The 15,586-nt window shown below is 65.4% G+C and carries 17 protein-coding genes and 1 pseudogene; 10 read left to right on the top strand and 8 right to left on the bottom strand.

Annotated elements, in window-relative coordinates; all coding sequences use genetic code 11:
• Positions 1 to 47: 47 nt before the first annotated feature.
• Entirely contained in the window at positions 48 to 2,570 is a 2,523-nt protein-coding gene (locus ACFYRY_RS30360; protein ID WP_389152508.1) for a DEAD/DEAH box helicase, read from the top strand.
• A 59-nt stretch (positions 2,571 to 2,629) separates the two neighbouring features.
• On the opposite strand, the gene ACFYRY_RS30355 is transcribed toward ACFYRY_RS30360, so the two are convergent.
• From ACFYRY_RS30355 to ACFYRY_RS30330, 6 genes and pseudogenes are all read right to left on the bottom strand, one after another.
• Complete coding sequence (locus ACFYRY_RS30355) at positions 2,630 to 3,079, bottom strand: Rv3654c family TadE-like protein (RefSeq protein WP_389152988.1); 450 nt, start codon at positions 3,077 to 3,079, stop codon at positions 2,630 to 2,632.
• 56 nt (positions 3,080 to 3,135) lie between these two features.
• A complete protein-coding gene (locus ACFYRY_RS30350) occupies positions 3,136 to 3,501 on the bottom strand; it encodes a TadE family type IV pilus minor pilin (protein WP_389152505.1) in 366 nt (121 codons plus the stop codon).
• Positions 3,488 to 3,697: a DUF4244 domain-containing protein gene (locus tag ACFYRY_RS30345; protein WP_389152985.1), complete on the bottom strand. Its 210-nt coding sequence runs from the start codon at positions 3,695 to 3,697 to the stop codon at positions 3,488 to 3,490. Before ACFYRY_RS30345 ends, ACFYRY_RS30350 begins: the two co-directional genes overlap by 14 nt.
• 113 nt (positions 3,698 to 3,810) lie before the next feature.
• A complete protein-coding gene (locus ACFYRY_RS30340) occupies positions 3,811 to 4,608 on the bottom strand; it encodes a type II secretion system F family protein (protein ID WP_389152502.1) in 798 nt (265 codons plus the stop codon).
• Complete coding sequence (locus ACFYRY_RS30335; protein WP_389152983.1) at positions 4,605 to 5,471, bottom strand: type II secretion system F family protein; 867 nt, start codon at positions 5,469 to 5,471, stop codon at positions 4,605 to 4,607. The genes ACFYRY_RS30340 and ACFYRY_RS30335 overlap by 4 nt, the downstream gene beginning before the upstream one ends.
• A pseudogene (locus ACFYRY_RS30330) lies at positions 5,464 to 5,805 on the bottom strand (ATPase, T2SS/T4P/T4SS family); the annotation flags it as partial. The pseudogene ACFYRY_RS30330 and the gene ACFYRY_RS30335, both read right to left, overlap by 8 nt.
• A gap of 45 nt (positions 5,806 to 5,850) precedes the next feature.
• Here ACFYRY_RS30330 and ACFYRY_RS30325 point away from each other — a divergent pair.
• The 5 genes from ACFYRY_RS30325 to ACFYRY_RS30305 all read left to right on the top strand — a co-directional run bounded on the left by ACFYRY_RS30325 (position 5,851) and on the right by ACFYRY_RS30305 (position 10,450).
• A complete protein-coding gene (locus ACFYRY_RS30325) occupies positions 5,851 to 7,413 on the top strand; it encodes a recombinase family protein (RefSeq protein ID WP_389152499.1) in 1,563 nt (520 codons plus the stop codon).
• 82 nt (positions 7,414 to 7,495) lie between these two features.
• Entirely contained in the window at positions 7,496 to 7,708 is a 213-nt protein-coding gene (locus ACFYRY_RS30320) for a hypothetical protein (protein WP_389152496.1), read from the top strand.
• Between the two features lie 134 nt (positions 7,709 to 7,842).
• On the top strand, positions 7,843 to 8,031 hold the full coding sequence (locus ACFYRY_RS30315; RefSeq protein WP_119989729.1) for a hypothetical protein: 189 nt from the start codon (positions 7,843 to 7,845) through the stop codon (positions 8,029 to 8,031).
• 1,660 nt (positions 8,032 to 9,691) lie between these two features.
• Entirely contained in the window at positions 9,692 to 9,943 is a 252-nt protein-coding gene (locus ACFYRY_RS30310; RefSeq protein WP_389152493.1) for a hypothetical protein, read from the top strand.
• 18 nt (positions 9,944 to 9,961) lie between these two features.
• Positions 9,962 to 10,450 carry a hypothetical protein gene (locus tag ACFYRY_RS30305; protein WP_389152491.1) on the top strand — a complete coding sequence of 163 codons (489 nt, stop codon included), beginning with the start codon at positions 9,962 to 9,964 and terminating at the stop codon, positions 10,448 to 10,450.
• 489 nt (positions 10,451 to 10,939) lie between these two features.
• On the opposite strand, the gene ACFYRY_RS30300 is transcribed toward ACFYRY_RS30305, so the two are convergent.
• A complete protein-coding gene (locus ACFYRY_RS30300) occupies positions 10,940 to 11,479 on the bottom strand; it encodes a hypothetical protein (RefSeq protein WP_389152488.1) in 540 nt (179 codons plus the stop codon).
• A gap of 243 nt (positions 11,480 to 11,722) precedes the next feature.
• Here ACFYRY_RS30300 and ACFYRY_RS30295 point away from each other — a divergent pair, with 243 nt between their 5' ends.
• Positions 11,723 to 12,016 carry a hypothetical protein gene (locus ACFYRY_RS30295; protein ID WP_389152485.1) on the top strand — a complete coding sequence of 98 codons (294 nt, stop codon included), beginning with the start codon at positions 11,723 to 11,725 and terminating at the stop codon, positions 12,014 to 12,016.
• Between the two features lie 545 nt (positions 12,017 to 12,561).
• Here the strand turns inward: ACFYRY_RS30295 and ACFYRY_RS30290 are convergent.
• A complete protein-coding gene (locus ACFYRY_RS30290; RefSeq protein WP_389152482.1) occupies positions 12,562 to 13,332 on the bottom strand; it encodes an HNH endonuclease in 771 nt (256 codons plus the stop codon).
• 219 nt (positions 13,333 to 13,551) lie between these two features.
• On the opposite strand from ACFYRY_RS30290, the gene ACFYRY_RS30285 reads away from it, so the two are divergent.
• Genes ACFYRY_RS30285 through ACFYRY_RS30275 form a run of 3 tightly spaced genes read left to right on the top strand, consistent with a single transcriptional unit; the run spans position 13,552 to position 15,176 of the window.
• Complete coding sequence (locus ACFYRY_RS30285; protein ID WP_389152479.1) at positions 13,552 to 13,794, top strand: hypothetical protein; 243 nt, start codon at positions 13,552 to 13,554, stop codon at positions 13,792 to 13,794.
• A gap of 5 nt (positions 13,795 to 13,799) precedes the next feature.
• Positions 13,800 to 14,315: a DUF6879 family protein gene (locus ACFYRY_RS30280; RefSeq protein ID WP_389152476.1), complete on the top strand. Its 516-nt coding sequence runs from the start codon at positions 13,800 to 13,802 to the stop codon at positions 14,313 to 14,315.
• Between the two features lie 12 nt (positions 14,316 to 14,327).
• Complete coding sequence (locus tag ACFYRY_RS30275) at positions 14,328 to 15,176, top strand: helix-turn-helix domain-containing protein (protein ID WP_389152473.1); 849 nt, start codon at positions 14,328 to 14,330, stop codon at positions 15,174 to 15,176.
• Positions 15,177 to 15,586 lie beyond the last annotated feature (410 nt).

Below are 15,586 nucleotides of genomic sequence, written 5' to 3'. Positions count from 1 at the left end.
CTCGGGACACCTCGGCTTGAAGCCCCCAGGACGGTTCGCCAGCCGCGATGGCATTCAATCACTTACCGGCAGGCGTGCACGACGCCTTGGTCCCATTGTCCGTCACGCCAGTGACACACTCGGTCCCGATGGCCAAGAATCACCGATCCGATCGACCCTCGGCCCAGCCCGCCGCCCGGCTCTCGCCGAGCACCATCCTGGACCGGCTCGCCGCAGGGCCGAGCCGGACTTCGCGCATCACTCATACGGAGCACTTGCCCCCACGTGAGGGCCGCCATGCCCGCTGGCCGGACCGGATCCGCTCCGAGGTCATCGCCGCCGTGCGGGCCTGTGGCATCGAACACCCCTGGGCCCATCAGGCGACCGCCGCCGAGCACGCCCTGGACGGCGAATCGGTGGTCGTCGCCACCGGCACGGCGTCCGGCAAGTCCCTGGCGTATCTGGTCCCTGTCCTCTCGACGCTCCTGGACGGCTCCGAGGCACCGAACGGCCGCGGCGCCACCGCCCTCTACCTGGCCCCCACGAAGGCACTCGCGGCGGATCAGTGCCGCTCCGTGAAGGAATTTTCACAACCTCTGGGTCATTCGGTACGTCCCGCGGTGTACGACGGCGACACGCCGGTGGAAGAACGCGAATGGGTGCGCCAGTACGCGAACTACGTTCTGACCAACCCGGACATGCTGCATCGCGGCATCCTCCCGTCCCACCCCCGCTGGTCCTCCTTCCTGCGCGCCCTGAAGTACGTCGTGATCGACGAGTGCCACACCTACCGCGGCGTGTTCGGCTCGCACGTCGCCCAGGTGCTGCGCCGCCTGCGCCGTCTCTGCGCCCGCTACGGAGCCTCTCCCGTGTTCCTGCTGGCCTCCGCGACCGCCGCGCAGCCCTCCCAGGCCGCGGGGCGTCTCACGGGCCTCCGGGTGGTCGAGGTCGCCGACGATGCCTCCCCTCGCGGTGAACTGGTGTTCGCCCTCTGGGAGCCGCCGCTCACCGAGATGCAGGGCGAGAAGGGCGCGCCGGTCCGCCGCACGGCCACCGCCGAGACGGCCGACCTGCTGACCGACCTCACCGTGCAGGGCGTGCGCTCGGTCGCCTTCGTACGCTCCCGGCGCGGCGCCGAGCTGATCTCGGTGATCGCCCAGGAACGCCTCGCCGAGGTCGACCGCTCCCTGGCCCGGCGTGTCGCGGCGTACCGCGGCGGCTACCTCCCCGAGGAGCGCCGCGCCCTCGAGCAGGCGCTGCACTCCGGCGAACTCCTCGGCCTCGCCGCGACGACCGCGCTGGAACTCGGCATCGACGTCTCGGGCCTCGACGCCGTCCTGATCGCCGGCTATCCGGGCACCCGCGCCTCGCTGTGGCAGCAGGCAGGCCGCGCCGGCCGCTCCGGCCAGGGCGCCCTCGCCGTCCTGATCGCCCGCGACGACCCGCTGGACACCTTCCTCGTCCACCATCCCGAGGCTCTCTTCGACCAGCCCGTGGAGTCCACGGTCCTCGACCCCGACAACCCGTACGTACTGGCCCCGCACCTGTGCGCGGCCGCCGCCGAACTGCCTTTGACGGAAGACGACTTGGAGTTGTTCGGTCCGGCGTGCGAGGAGCTGCTCCCCCAGTTGGAGGCCGCGAAGCTGCTGCGCCGCCGCACGAAGGCCTGGCACTGGACCCGCCGGGAGCGGGCCGCCGACCTCACCGACATCCGCGGGGAGGGCGGCCGGCCGGTCCAGGTCGTCGAGGCCGGCACAGGCCGCCTGCTGGGCACGGTCGACGAGGGCGCCGCGCACTCGACGGTGCACGAGGGCGCGGTCCACCTGCATCAGGGCCGCACCTACCTGGTGCGCTCACTCGACCTGGAGGACTCGGTCGCCCTGGTCGAGCAGGCCAGCCCCACGTACGCCACGGTCGCCCGCGACACCACGGCCATCTCCGTCCTGGAGACCGACGTCGAGATCCCCTGGGGGGACGGCCGCCTGTGCCTCGGCTCCGTCGAGGTCACCAACCAAGTGGTCTCCTTTCTGCGTCGACGGCTCATCACCGGTGAAGTGCTGGGCGAGACGAAGCTCGACCTCCCTCCTCGTACGCTGCGCACCCGCGCGGTGTGGTGGACGGTCACCGAGGACCAGTTGGACGAGGCCCGGATCAATCCGGAGATCCTCGGCGGCGCCCTGCACGCCGCCGAGCACGCGTCGATCGGCATGCTGCCCCTCTTCGCCACCTGCGACCGCTGGGACATCGGCGGCGTGTCCGTCCCGCTGCACCCCGACACGTTGCTGCCCACGGTCTTCGTCTACGACGGCCATCCCGGCGGCGCGGGCTTCGCGGAGCGCGCCTTCCACACCGCCCGTGCCTGGCTCACCGCGACCCACCAGGCCATCGCCTCCTGCGAGTGCGAGGCCGGCTGCCCGTCCTGCATCCAGTCCCCCAAGTGCGGCAACGGCAACGACCCACTGCACAAGCGGGGGGCGGTACGGCTGCTCACGGTGCTGCTGCGGGGGGCGCCGGAGGAGCAGGCGGGAGAGGCGGAGGCGGGGCCTGTTGCGGGAGGACCTCCGCCTCGGCCGGGGGAGCAACTGGCGTAGGCGCCGCCTGAAGGTCCACCCCGGCGGGGTTGGCGCAGGCTCGGGGCTTGCGCTGCGGGTTACGGATCCTGAGCCGGGGCCGGAGCCGAGGCCCGCCCAGGATCCGGATCAGGCACAGGCACAGGCACAGGCTCCGCCTCCGCGGGCCCCGCCCGCGCCCTGACCTCCGCCGCGAACGGCCCCCGTCCCGATGCCGCCGACACGTCGGAGATATCACCCACGAGCACGCACCTCACCAGCCGGGCACGCTGCGCCCGAGCCACGCGGTCCGCCCGGGCGCAGGCCGCCGTACCGCCGTCCGCCCAGTGGTCCGCCGCCGCGAGCGCCGCGAGATCGGCACCGCCGGCCGCGCGATGCCGGGCCACGACGGCCTGCCCCATCGCCAGCACCACCCCGACCACCACACACAGCACGGCGATCGCGGCGACGCTCCACACGGTGGCGGAGCCTTGATCCCGGCCCCTGCCTCGACCGACCGCACGCAGGGCGGACACGAGCCGGGCGGTCATGAGCCGGGCGGTCACGTGCCGGACTGCTCCCCGCACGCGGCCCGAACAGGCGGCGCTCACCTCCCCTCCCCCACGGTCTCCTCCACCGACGCCACGGCCTCCTCCCGGACTTCGAAGGGCAGGCCGTGCAGTGCCGGTGGCCTCGCCACGACCGCGACACGGACCTGATCGCCCTCCCGAGTGACCGTGACCTTCGCGTCGCGCGGCGCCACCCCTCGGGCCACTGCGACGACCGCGTCGGCCGAGTCCTGACGAGCCGCCGCGCGAGCACCCGACCGTGCCGCGTCCACACACTGGATCTGCGCGGCGACGGCCAGCAGCACCCACACCAACGCCATCGCGAACATCACCAGCACCGGAAGCACCACGGCCGCCTCCGCCGTGACGAACCCCCTGTCCGCCCCTCGTTCACATCTGCGCATCGAGGGCCCGCTTCACGATGCCCTGCAACTCCGCGCTGACCTCTCCGCTGGAGAGCACCTTGTAGAGAACCACCGCGAACGCCACCGCTGCGACGATTCCCATCGCGTACTCCGAGGTGACCATTCCCGCGTCCCTCCGCGCCGCCCGCGCCCTGGACACCAGGGCGCCCATCCGCGCCCGTACCGCCTTGCACATCCCAACCGCGTACATCTCAACCCCCGTGAGGATCAGTTCCGTTGCTTACCTGCCGTTCGGCGCCGACTGACGACGTGTGTCAGTGGCTGCCTGTCACCACGCCCCGCGTCCCCTCATCCATCACCCCCTCCCAGCGCCCCGCCCGCCAGTCCGATCACCACGGGCAGGACTCCGACCGTGATGAACGCGGGGAGGAAGCACAGCCCCACCGGCGCGGTGACCATCACCGCCGCGCGTCTGGCCCGTGCCGTCGCGGTGCGCGTCCAGTCGGCGCGGGCGTCGGCGGCGAGTCTGGCGACCGGTGCGGCGGCCGGCAGCCCGCAGACGTCGGCCCGTTCCAGCAGCCGAGCCAGGGCCCCCGCGCCCGGTGTCGCGGCGAGCCGTCGCCAGGCCTCGCCCGGTTCACCGCCGAGCCGTACCTCCGCCGCACCGCGCGCCAGGGATTCCCCGACCGGGCCGCCGAGAGCCTCACCGACGGCCTGCGCCGCGATCACCGGCCCGGCGCCCGCCGCGATGCAGGCCGCCAACAGGTCAGCGGCGAGCGGCAGTTGTCGAGCCGCTTCACGAGCGTCGCCGTCCGCCCCGCCGGCCGCGACGACAGTCGCCTGCCGAAGACGCCACCGCCACAGTCCCGCCCCGACAGCCACCCCGATCACGGCACCCGCGACGCCGCCGACCAGCACCCACACGGCGCCCGCCACGCCCGTCACGGGAAGCCACCGTCGCGCGGACTCCCGCACGTCGACGCGCGATCCGACGGACGCGGTTCTCCCCGCGCCGGGCAACACCGCGGCCAGCCGCCGCCGTACCGTCCGCTCGCGCCGCACCGCCCCCGCCCAACGTGCCAGCCAGACGAGAGCAAGCACCGCCCCCACCAGCACCCCCAGGCTGTGGACAACGTCCGCACTCACGTCGCCTCCGCCCGTCGTACGATCCGCGTCGCCCACCACATCCCCACGCCCTCCAGCACCGCACCGACCAGCAGGCACCCCAGGCCGGGCCCCGTGTGCAGCAGCACGTGGAGCGGGTCGGCGCCAAGAGCGGCGCCCAGGAGGAGACCCAGGGCCGGCAGGCCCGCGAGCATCACCGCCGTCGACCGGGCGCCCGCCAACTGGGCGCGCAGGTCGGCGCGTTGGTCCCGGTCGGCACGCAACGCGCCTTCGAGTCGGTCGAGTCCGTCCGCGAGGCCCGCCCCCTGGTCCACGGCCACCCGCCAGCACGCGGCGAGTCCACGCAGTCCCTCGGCGCCCGGTTGCCGCGCCGCCGTCGCGAGGGCGCCCGGGACATCCCCGCCGAACCTCGCCGCCGCCAGTACCGCGGCCTGCGCGCCGCCGAACCCACCGGAGTCGTGGACGGCCCGCAGCAACGCCTCGCCCGGTTGCCTGCCCGAGCGAACCTCCCCGGCCAGCGCCCCGCACAGTGCGATCACCGCGTCCCCCCGGAGCTCCCGCGTCCGCCTCGCCTCCCGGGCCAGCCGCAGCCGCCTCAGCAACGGCACCCCGGCCAGTCCCGCGGCCACCGGCAGCACCGAGGCGCCCAGCAACGACAGCACCAGTCCGACGACCGCCGACCACCACTCGGCCCGCAGCCGCTCACGGATCCGCCGCAGTTCACCCACGAGGTTCCGCCACGAGGGCGGCCCGACGCCGTCCGCTTCGCCGCCGATGAGCAGCAACCGCGCCCGCCGCGCCCCGGAGTGCCGTTCTCCCATCAGCCAGACAGCCGCCCCGGCACACACCGCGGCCACCACCACCGGCATCTCCGCCTCACCCATCCCGCTCACCAGGCCGTCCCTCGCCGAAAGACTCGGTACGAAGCAGCCCCCGTAGGCGCTCCCAGCCCCGCTCGTACGCGAACGCCTCCGCGCCCCACCTCAGCGCCGGCACCGTCCGCACCAGCCCCGACGGGTCCCGCTCCAACACGTGCACCTCGGCGATCCGTCGCCGTCCGGCCCGGTCGCGGACGAGATGCAGCACGACCGCCAGGGCGGCCGCCACCTGACTGTGCAGGGCGGACCGATCGAGGCCCGCGGCCGTGCCGAGCGCTTCCAGCCGGGCCGGTACGTCAGCCGCCGCGTTGGCGTGCACGGTTCCGCACCCGCCCGGGTGTCTCGCCTAGCACTACATAGGCATTCGACTCACTCAGGGGAGCCTGTGAGCCAACCCACCTGTGTCATCTATGACCGCCTGTCGCGCCTCTTCGCCGAGGAAGCCCCTGACCACCGAATCGCAGCCTGTAAGGCATACGCGGAACAGCGCGGGTGGAAGGTCGTACACGTCGCCACAGACACCAACGTCAGCGGAGCAAGCAAGCTCGAAGACCGCCCCGGAATGCGCGAAGTGCTTTCCTGGCTTCCGCGTGTTGACTTCGTCGTTGCCGCGAAGCTCGACCGGTACGCGCGGAGCGTGCTGGAGTTTCAGCGACTCCTGGACGCTGCCAAATCGACTAAAACAACGATCATCACGGCTGACGGAGTTGTCAGCCCGGAGAACGCAAGCATCATCATCAACGTCCTTGCCGCATTCGCTGAATACGAGCGGGACATGATCAAAGCCCGCATCACGGACAGCAAGAAGCACTTTCGCTCAAAGGGAAACCATCTTGGCGGACTGGCCCCGTACGGCTACGCAGTCAGCGGACCGATCAACAACAAGCGATGGGTCATTGACGAATCAGCGGCGAGTGTCTTGCGTGACTGCGCTGACAAGCTCATCAATCACGGCGCGTCACTGGCTGGTCTTGTCCGCGAACTGAATGAACGCGGAATCCTGCCCCCGGCGGATCATGCACGCCAGCGGGATGGACGCAACTTGCGTAACCAGCGCTGGCACATCACCACGTTGCGGGACGCCCTATACACCCCTGCCCTTCGCGGCTGGCTTGTGCAAGCCGTGCCCGACGAAAAGCGGAGCGCGCTCAACAACCAGCCTGTACTAGACGCCGAAGGAAAACCCGTATCGGCCGGACCGGAAATCCTTAATGGAGAGACCTGGTCCGCAGTTCGCGCGATTCTTGACGGCAAGGCGAAAGGGCGCGGCAGCGAGCGAATCGGTAAAACGCTTCTGTTGCACGTGGCGCGCTGTTCAGAATGTAACGGCCCCCTGTACAAGCAACGGCGCACAGTGAGGGGCAAGGACTACAGCCCGTACGTGTGCCGTCGCGGGGTCGGAAAACTGGGCTCCCACAAGCCCAACGTCATTACTGCCCCACTTCTTGACGAACTGGTGACCGGCGATTTCCTCAAACGGTTCGGAAGTTTCGAAGTGATGCGCTGGGCTGAGCCTGACGGCAGCGCGGTACTGCAACTCTCCGAAGTCACGGGCCAGATTGAGCGCCTTGCAGGAAACCTTGCCCAACTGGACCCGAACGGAACTGCGGCAAGGGTGGTAATCCGTCAGCTCACAGCGCTGGAAAAGCGACAGGCTGAGCTACTGGCGGAAGCCAACCACGCCGAAGGCCGCTGGGTAACCACTGGCAAGACGATTGCTGACGAATGGGAACAGCGGGACGACGAAGGGCGGAGGGGCTTGCTAACCGACCTAGGGGCGCGCGTAGTGATTCGCCCTGTAACACCCGGAGCACCTAGGCGCTTCGACCCGCAGCGAGCGACGGTGACCTATGCAGGTCCGGCCTGGTGGCAAGACCTCAACCCGGCAGAAGCCGCGCTAGTCGACATTGCCAGGGAAGAGGAGTTGTCCGACCAATTTGCCGTCTGATCTAACGGAATCGAACGGGGCCGGTCAGGCCACGACTTGGCGGAAGAGACCTGACCGGCTTCCCTCTTAAAGGGAAGGCACCATGATGTCACGCGAAGATTGGGAAGCGGCGCAGGAAGCCGAAGAGGCAGCGTTCTACCGTGAAGTGGAGTGGAAGCGCATTGCCCGCACCCTGGAAGCCCTGTACGGCGCTGTGAGGGCCGGGGAGGGCACGGAGTACACCCGACAGCGCGTCAGCCGCCTTGAGGCTCTGCAACAGGCGCTCATGGGCTTCCCGGAGGCTCTTGCCGCGTAGCACCACCAGGCCCCGTCAGGCAGCAATGCCCGGCGGGGCTCTTTCATGATCCCAAACCTGACGCTCCGTCAGATTGCGGCTGGCATTCGACCCCCTAGACCCATTCTGAGAGCGCAACGCGGAGGAGAGACCACATGAGCGCTGACAAGTTTTGGGCACAGATCATGTCTTGGGCCGAAGAGGAATCCCACAGGGGCCGCCTGGTGCGCGCCTTTCGGGACAACCTTGGGAACAGCGCGGAGCTACAGGCTCAGCGCATCGGTCTTCTGTCCGTCTATATGGAACGGGAAGCGCAGAGCCGTAAAGGTCTCGCGCTGGTTTGAGGGTTAAGCCGTCCGGTTACGTGACCGGGCGGCTTTTCCTTGGCCTCATTTCGTCTCGTTTCGTCGCACGCCCCGGCTATTCCGTCCCCGTTCCGTCCCTTCGGATTGGGGATTCCGTCTCATTACGTCCCTAGGAAGTACACATGACCACCGACCTTATGACTGCACTGCGTAACGCCGAATCGCTAGCGTGGGGTGCCATAACGAAGCCTGACAGCGATAAGGCCACGGCCGTGCACCAGGCCATTGCGGCAGCGCTCCGCCTTGCTGAGGCTCAGGCGACTGGTCCCCGCTGTGAAGCGCCTAGCTGTGACAACGCCATTGAGTACAGCGGGATAGGGCGTCACCGGCGCTTCTGCTCTGACCGTTGCCGGAAGGCCGCTCACAGGGCTAGTCGGCAGGGCTAGACAGCGCGAAGGACTCAACAGCTAACTACTCTCTGTTAGTTGTTCCTAATTCAATATGTAATGTTCTCACTCATCCAAACAACTCCCATATACCTAGCAACAAATGGGAGACCCGTAACCCTGCATTCGAGATAAGGAACACCCCATGACTGAGCGACGGTACGACTGCATGGGCTGTGGCGCTGACCTCCCCGAAGGTGCCCGCTCTGACCGGCTGTACTGCTCTGCCCGCTGCCGTACGAGCGCCTATAGGGCTGCCAGAGCGCCGAAGTCTGCCGACATGACCTGTGAGCTGTGCGGAGCGCCGTTCCGGCCGCTGAGGGGCAAACAGCGGGTCTGTGCCGTGCCTGAGCAGTCCAGCGCCACGTGTCGGGACATGCAGGCGGAGCGCGAACGGCAGCGAACGGCGGTCAGGCTTGCGCTGGACGAAGAGCGCTGGGAAAAGGCTTGCGAGCACTGCGGGGGAAACACGGGTTGGGAAGGTGCTGGCCGACCACGCCGGTTCTGCTCTTCTCGCTGTAAGACTGCCTTTTACCGGGCAGCCAAGAAAGTGTAACGGTCGAATAACGAATACCCCGAGCCGGCTCGAATATCACGGATTTTCGTTCTTTCCGGCCTTCGACTCACTAGACCCATCTTGAGGGCAGCGTTAAGCGCGTCCCCATTGTTCGGGTAGGCGGCAAACCTTTCCCCGAGCACCACTCATAGACCAGCCCCCGGCTAGCGCCGGTTCTCTTCGCTGCGGGAATTGCCGCCTACGCAGTGAGAGGCAACGCTAGCCGGGGGCTTTTCCATGCCCGGAGGGAACCCAATGCAACCGATAGACACCAGGCAGGCGCTTCACATTCTGGAAACTCACGCGATTGTGCCCAGGGATGAGCGTTCGCGCACTGAGCTGTTTGCGGCGCTGGCCGTGCTGCGCATACTCGCGCTAGGTGGTAACCGTGCCGAGTCTGACTGACACGAACGGAATACCCGAGCATGAGCGCCAGTACATCCCGCATGTCTATGACGCGATTCGCGCGCTGACTGTCGACGAACCAGGCGCACACCTGAACCGCGACAAGCTAGGCGAAGCCGTTTGCCGCTGGCTCATTCAACGTAACCGGCCAGTGGTGCCGAAGGGTGCTCTTAACCGCATCATGCGGCGTGCTGGCTACCCGCGCCATGGACACCACTTCCGGCACATCCAGCTACGCCCGTAGCCACCTCCGAAATTTCGGAAGTGATCAAACAGAAAGAGGAAATAATCAGTGACTGACAACACTCCGTGGTACATGGTTGCGGACGCTACCGACACCACTTCAGAGGACAAGGGAAGCCCGGAGCGCAACCGGCAGCACATCGAATCCATTGCAGCGGGGGCCAGTGAAGAGGCTGACGCCGTTGCCGCCCATCTGCGGAACGCTGAGGCTCAGGGTGTTGCCATTAGCCCCGGTCAGCGAATGGCCATGGGTTACGCGGCAAACGCTCGCAAGGCTGCCACTCAGCTAAACGCCAACTGATCCGGAGGGATAACACACATGACTGAGAACGCCGTTGAGAAGGCGCGTAAGGCTGCTGAGGCGGCTGCCGTGAAGTTGGCTGAGGCTGAGGCCGCTGAGGATGCGCGGCAGGCTCAGATTGCCGCTGAGCGCGCTGAGCGTGCCCGTGAGTATGACCGGGCCCTTCTTTCCCGATGGACGGATATTGCCGCTGAGGCGCGCGACTCTGAGGGATATGAGCCTCTTGAGTACGACCCGAACACGATGCCATTCCTTGAGGGGCTGATTCGTTTTGCTGCGGCTCGTGAAAAGCGTCGCATCGTGGTGCAGGCGGCTCAGAATGCCGAGTCTGCGCTAGAGGTTCCAGTTTCGCAGCGCACCGTTCCTGTGGGGGATCGTGTCTACTCGGTGGATGTTGCCGCTGAGCTGACCAGGATTGTTGAGAGTGAGGCCAACCGCCGGGTTGCCGAGTTTTCGGAAGCCTTTGAGGCGAAGCGCAACCGGGCCATCAACGGTGAGGTTGAGTAATGGCCCATGACCTACTCGACCCGGGGCCGGACTACAACGGCCAGCCTGCATATCTGGTCTGGCCCCGGGACGCGAATGGAGCCCCGTGCTTTGCCGACACGCACACTTTCGCTGATGTCGTCTTCCCTCAGCCTGGTGCAGCGCCGGTAACGCGAGGCACGGTTCGTCAGCGGGGCACCCTGGTTGATCTCACGCACTATGGCGCTGACGGTAACCCGCTGGTGCCCCCGACCATTCCGCTAGACGTGCTGCGGCAGATGCGGACGGACCACTATGGCTGATAGCCCGTTCTGTGAACTGTGTACGGAAGACGGTCTAGGCGTGCCAGCGGATGTGAGCTGTTTCTATCCGCTGACGCGCTCTCAGCTTGTTGCCCGGGGCGTTTCCTGGCCGGACTCTCCGGGATACCGGAAGTCAATGTGTCTGGCTTGCTACCGGGCATGGAAGCGCCGTTGATATAGGTGCCCTGTTTCCACCGGCTCAGGGCACCTATCTCAGGCTTCCGTCGTCATCCAATGCGGCTTGAGCCGTATCAATGAATTTGTCGAGCAACTCAGTCAATTGCACGGAACTTCCTGCGATAGCTGTCTGCTCTTCGATCTTACGTTGCTCGCTTCCCTGATCAATGAACCACTGCAATCGATTTACCTGGAGGGCTGATTTCCGCCCCAGTTGTTCGATCACCTTACTGGAAGCGGAAACATCCCCAGGACCTACTAGGCCAACTTCTACCCATTTCCCTTGGAGAACCTTGGCCGTGTCGTTGTATCGCTTCACCGTCTCGTCAGTGACCGAATTCGGATACAAGTCAAAGTTTGCGAATATATCCAATTGTTCTCGTAATTGTGAAGCGTGCGCAATGAATTCCTTATAGACGCCGTGGCGCGGTTCCCGACGTTGACGCTGATGTTCAGCACGTGCGGCAAATCGGGCTGTTTCTCTCTGTGACCTATTAGCGGCTATCGCTGCGCTGATCGTCGCTATTGAACCCGCCAATGCGCCGAGCACTGCGGCCAATCCTGCATCCATGGCGTCATGTTCGGGGCAGCGGGCACAGCCAGTCAAGGGTGCGCCAGTCCCGCGCAAACTGTTCAATTAGCCATGGCAGCTTCTCCCCTCCCTGCCGGTCAATGCCTGAGGGGAAGGGGTGTCTCCCCGGGGTGTGCTGCCGCAACCAGGCACCCTCAGCCGGCTGAAATCCCCACGTTTTCTGACCTGCGCCTTTGGTGCGCTGCAACTTCGCTGGCGCGTGTGCTGGCGTGAAGGAGTCCCATGCTCGCTGATGACTGCGCACCCTCACATGCCGTTTCGCTGGCCGAAGCCCTGAGCTATGCGCACAGCTATGCGGAATCGCTAAGCCGCATGGTCGCTGAGGGAAAGCCGGATGCCGATAAGGCGGCGCACCTGGCGCAAGGAATCCGGAACATGCTGTGTGCTGCGGCTGATGACCTAGACGCGCTGGACGACACGCAAGAGGTCATAGACGCCGTGGCAGATATCCAGTCGCTCAGCGATGCTCAGCTATTCAGCGTCATTACCGACACCCCCACCTCCGAAATTTCGTAGGTGGCCCCCATGCCATCGGAGTACGGGTATTCCAAGGGAACCTAGAACGCCGTGCAGTCAGCCGGGGTGCAGTGAGCTGACCAGTGGTGGCCCATGCCCTGAGCACAAGGCACAGCGCGAAGAGCAGAGAGGCAACGCGAGTAAGCGCGGTTATGACGTTGGCTGGCAGCGCAGGCGTAAGGCTTATCTGTACGCCAATCCGTGGTGTGTGTTGTGCAGTCGACCGGCAACCGTTGCCGACCATTGGCCGTTGAGTCGGAAGCAATTGAAGGCAAGGCATGAGCCGAACCCGGATGCACCAAAGCACTTGAGGCCGTTGTGTAAGCCGTGCCATGACAGCGAGACCGCGAAGAACCAGCCTGGTGGTTGGGCAGCCGAGAATGTGAAGCCTCAGCCGCCTAAGCCTGACGACGTTCCGCCGTTCTGATTCCCGCTGATGCCTACCCGGGTGGGGGATGACCCCCTTCCCCCTCAGAGATTGACCGGCAGGGAGGGAAAAAGCTAGCGCCGCAACTCAGAGCGTTTGCGCGGGGCGAACCCTTCGCTTAGGTCGCTGCCTGCCGGGGATACGGAGTGCCATTTTCGTCTGTGACCTCTGCCGACGTTGCGGGCTGCACTTCGACGCGGAGCATGGGCCAGGGAGTTGGACCCTCAGCGCTCCCACCCGTCAAAAGCATGTGGCGGACAAAGGCACCTACCAGGAATTCGCGCTCAGCTAGACGGTTGATGTATTGCTGAAGGGTCTTCTCTGCATCCCGATTCTCTCGGACGCTTACAAGTTCCCCGGCTATGTCGAGGTAATCACGCAACAGATCCATGAATTCGATGATCAAATCTTCGTCGTCGTCATTCAGATGATCCGGCAGGGCGTACTCAAACGTGACGCTTTCCTTAACCATGTTCCAGAGCGGGTTTCCCCGCGTAATTAGCTGCAACACCTTGGGCTGAGGGAACAACGGATCAGGCACCAGCCTCATGCGGGTTTCTTCGGCTTCCACCCTGGAACGCACCCACGCCTCATGCGCCGTTTTGATCAGCCGGAGCCGCTCTACAGTGAAGTGGTTCGGCTGATCATCCACCCGCTTATGATCCTTGCTGCACAAGAGAATCAGATTCGAATGGTGGTTAATCAGTTCCTCTGCGATTCCTCCTGCCCGGGGGCCGCCCTCTGAGCGTGCGACGATGTGCGCTTCCTCGCCAAATACCGAAGGGTCATCCGATGCCGTCCCGGGTGTGATCACCTGCGCTTTGCAGATGGCGCAGAGACCACCAGCCTGAACCCATAGAATCTTCCGGGTCTTCTCGGAAACGCTCATGTTCCAACCTCGCAAGAAAATAGATCTCTACTTGGCCCCGTGCCCGCTGCCTTCCTGGTAGCCGGTACGGGGCTTCTCGCTTTTCTGACGGGCCGTCAGGTTAGCTGGTGCGCGTCCGCGCGTGGTCAAGTGTTGTGCATACATGCCCTCTTGACGTGATCCGTCGGGCGGGTGATGGTCGTGCAATCGGGCGCAATCGCATCGACGGAGGGACATGACATGCCGCTACGGTTCTTGGGGATCATCCCGAACACGCCTGACACGGACTCCCCAACCATCTGGCTGGACGAAGAGACGGGAGACCTGTTGATCCAGTCGTACAAGGCCACTGAGGAGGAGGTGAAGGCGTGTCAGGAGATCGGTTCGATTCCGGGCCACTCCACAGACGTGCCGGATCACGAGACGATCATCAGGCTTCCGAAGGTCATGCTTCAGTACATCCCCCACCCCGACAGCGAGTAGCAACGATGACGAACCCCGTACTTGAGGGTCTGGCGAAGGCGCGTCACTCAGCCGTTCACTTGGAAATGCGCGACGCGTACCAGCCGAATGACCCTGAGTTCATCGCGTGGCAGAACGGGAAGCGCCTTGACTATGCCGCTGACCGATCGGCGTGGTGGCGTCCGTTTCTCGACGTAGTTACGGAGACAACAGCGCGTGGTGTCGTTATGCGCCGTGCTCGGATTGTCTCGGAGCCAGTGACGGACTACATCAAGTACGAGCACGACGTGACTTTCCCGAACGTGGTTGCTGGCGAGTTGGTCAGGTGGCTTCCGCGCCGCAAGGCAGCCGATATCCCTCTACCCGGAACCGACCTTTGGATGTTCGACAACTCAGCCGTGCTGTTTACCTACTTCTCTGGAATCGGGGAGGTGGTTGACCGCGAGTGGTGCACCGAACCGGCGGTCGTAGCGCTGGTGAGTACGGCATTCGAAACGGTCTGGGAACGGGCCACGTCCCATGAGGAGTACAAGCCGGTCTAACCGGCCCGTGCCATGCCCGCATCAGGATCATCAAGTGTTCAAGCCGCCCGGAAAGTCCTTGCCGATCGCCTTCGGGAGTTGTGCAAGGACGCCGGGTTGGACGGTAAGCGGCTCGCTGAGGCGTGCGGGTGGCATCCTGCGAAGGTCTCTCGGATCTCGTCCGCTAAAACGTCACCTTCCGCTGAGGACATCCGCGCGTGGTGTCGCGCTTGCGGCGCAGAGGACCAGACAGAGGACCTGATTGCCTCTCTGCGCGCCGTAGAAGGCATGTGGGTGGAATGGCGACGTATGGAGCGTGCGGGGCTTCGACAGGCGCAGGAAGCACGCTTGCCGCTATACGAACGAACGCGCTGGTTTCGCTGTTACTCGCCGGGGCTTGTCCCTGGTTTGATCCAGACCTACGGCTATACCGAAGACGTATTGCGTGCCGTACAGCGTCGCCGGGTTGAGGTTGATGACGTTGCTGATGCCGTGGCCGCACGTATGGAGCGTCAGCGGGTGCTGTTTGAGGGGCAGCGCCGTTTCGCGTTCCTGATAGAAGAGTCAGTTCTAAGGAACGCACTCGGTGAGCCGGATACACAGGTTGAGCAACTAGAGCATTTGCTCACGGTCTCAGCGCTGCCCAACGTCAGTTTGGGGGTGGTGCGCACGAAGATTGGCCGGGCACGAATGCCGGTTGAGGGGTTCTGGATATTCGACACGGCACAGGTAAATGTCGAGTTGGTGTCTGGATACCTGACGATCACTCAGCCAAGAGAAGTGGCCACCTACGCCGACACGTTCGCCGCATTGGCTGACGTTGCTGTGTACGGCGCGAAGGCCCATGCTCTGATCCGGGCGGCTGTCGCCTCGCTGGGGTGATTGGCGTGCAATCTCGTGCAATCGGCTGTGAGTTGGGGTGTCGGAGTTCCTAGCGTGGTTGCCTCGGACCACGCGAGGGGACAGCGGACATGGCCAGTCAGACGACGAAGACGAACGCCACAGACGCGCGACAGCATGAGTACACGACCTACGCGCCCCCTGGTGAGAAGTGCCGGAAGTGCCGTAAGCCGTTCAAGTCGTTGGAGACATGCCGACGCGTGGCCAATGAACCGGCGTCCGGGGGTTCTTCTGCTGACCGGTACGAGCACCACGAGTGCCCGGCATGACCGCCCCCGCGAAACGCGTCAGCGTCCGCCTGAGCGCCTTACCGGAGCCGGAACTAGTCAGCCTCATAGGTGACCCGTCAGGGCCGTACGCGAACTCTCCTGACGGCTGGTGGATGGAAGCGG

The organism is Streptomyces sp. NPDC005263 (assembly GCF_042872365.1).
Taxonomy (GTDB): Bacteria; Actinomycetota; Actinomycetes; order Streptomycetales; family Streptomycetaceae; genus Streptomyces.
This window is presented reverse-complemented; position numbering and strand designations above follow the sequence as displayed.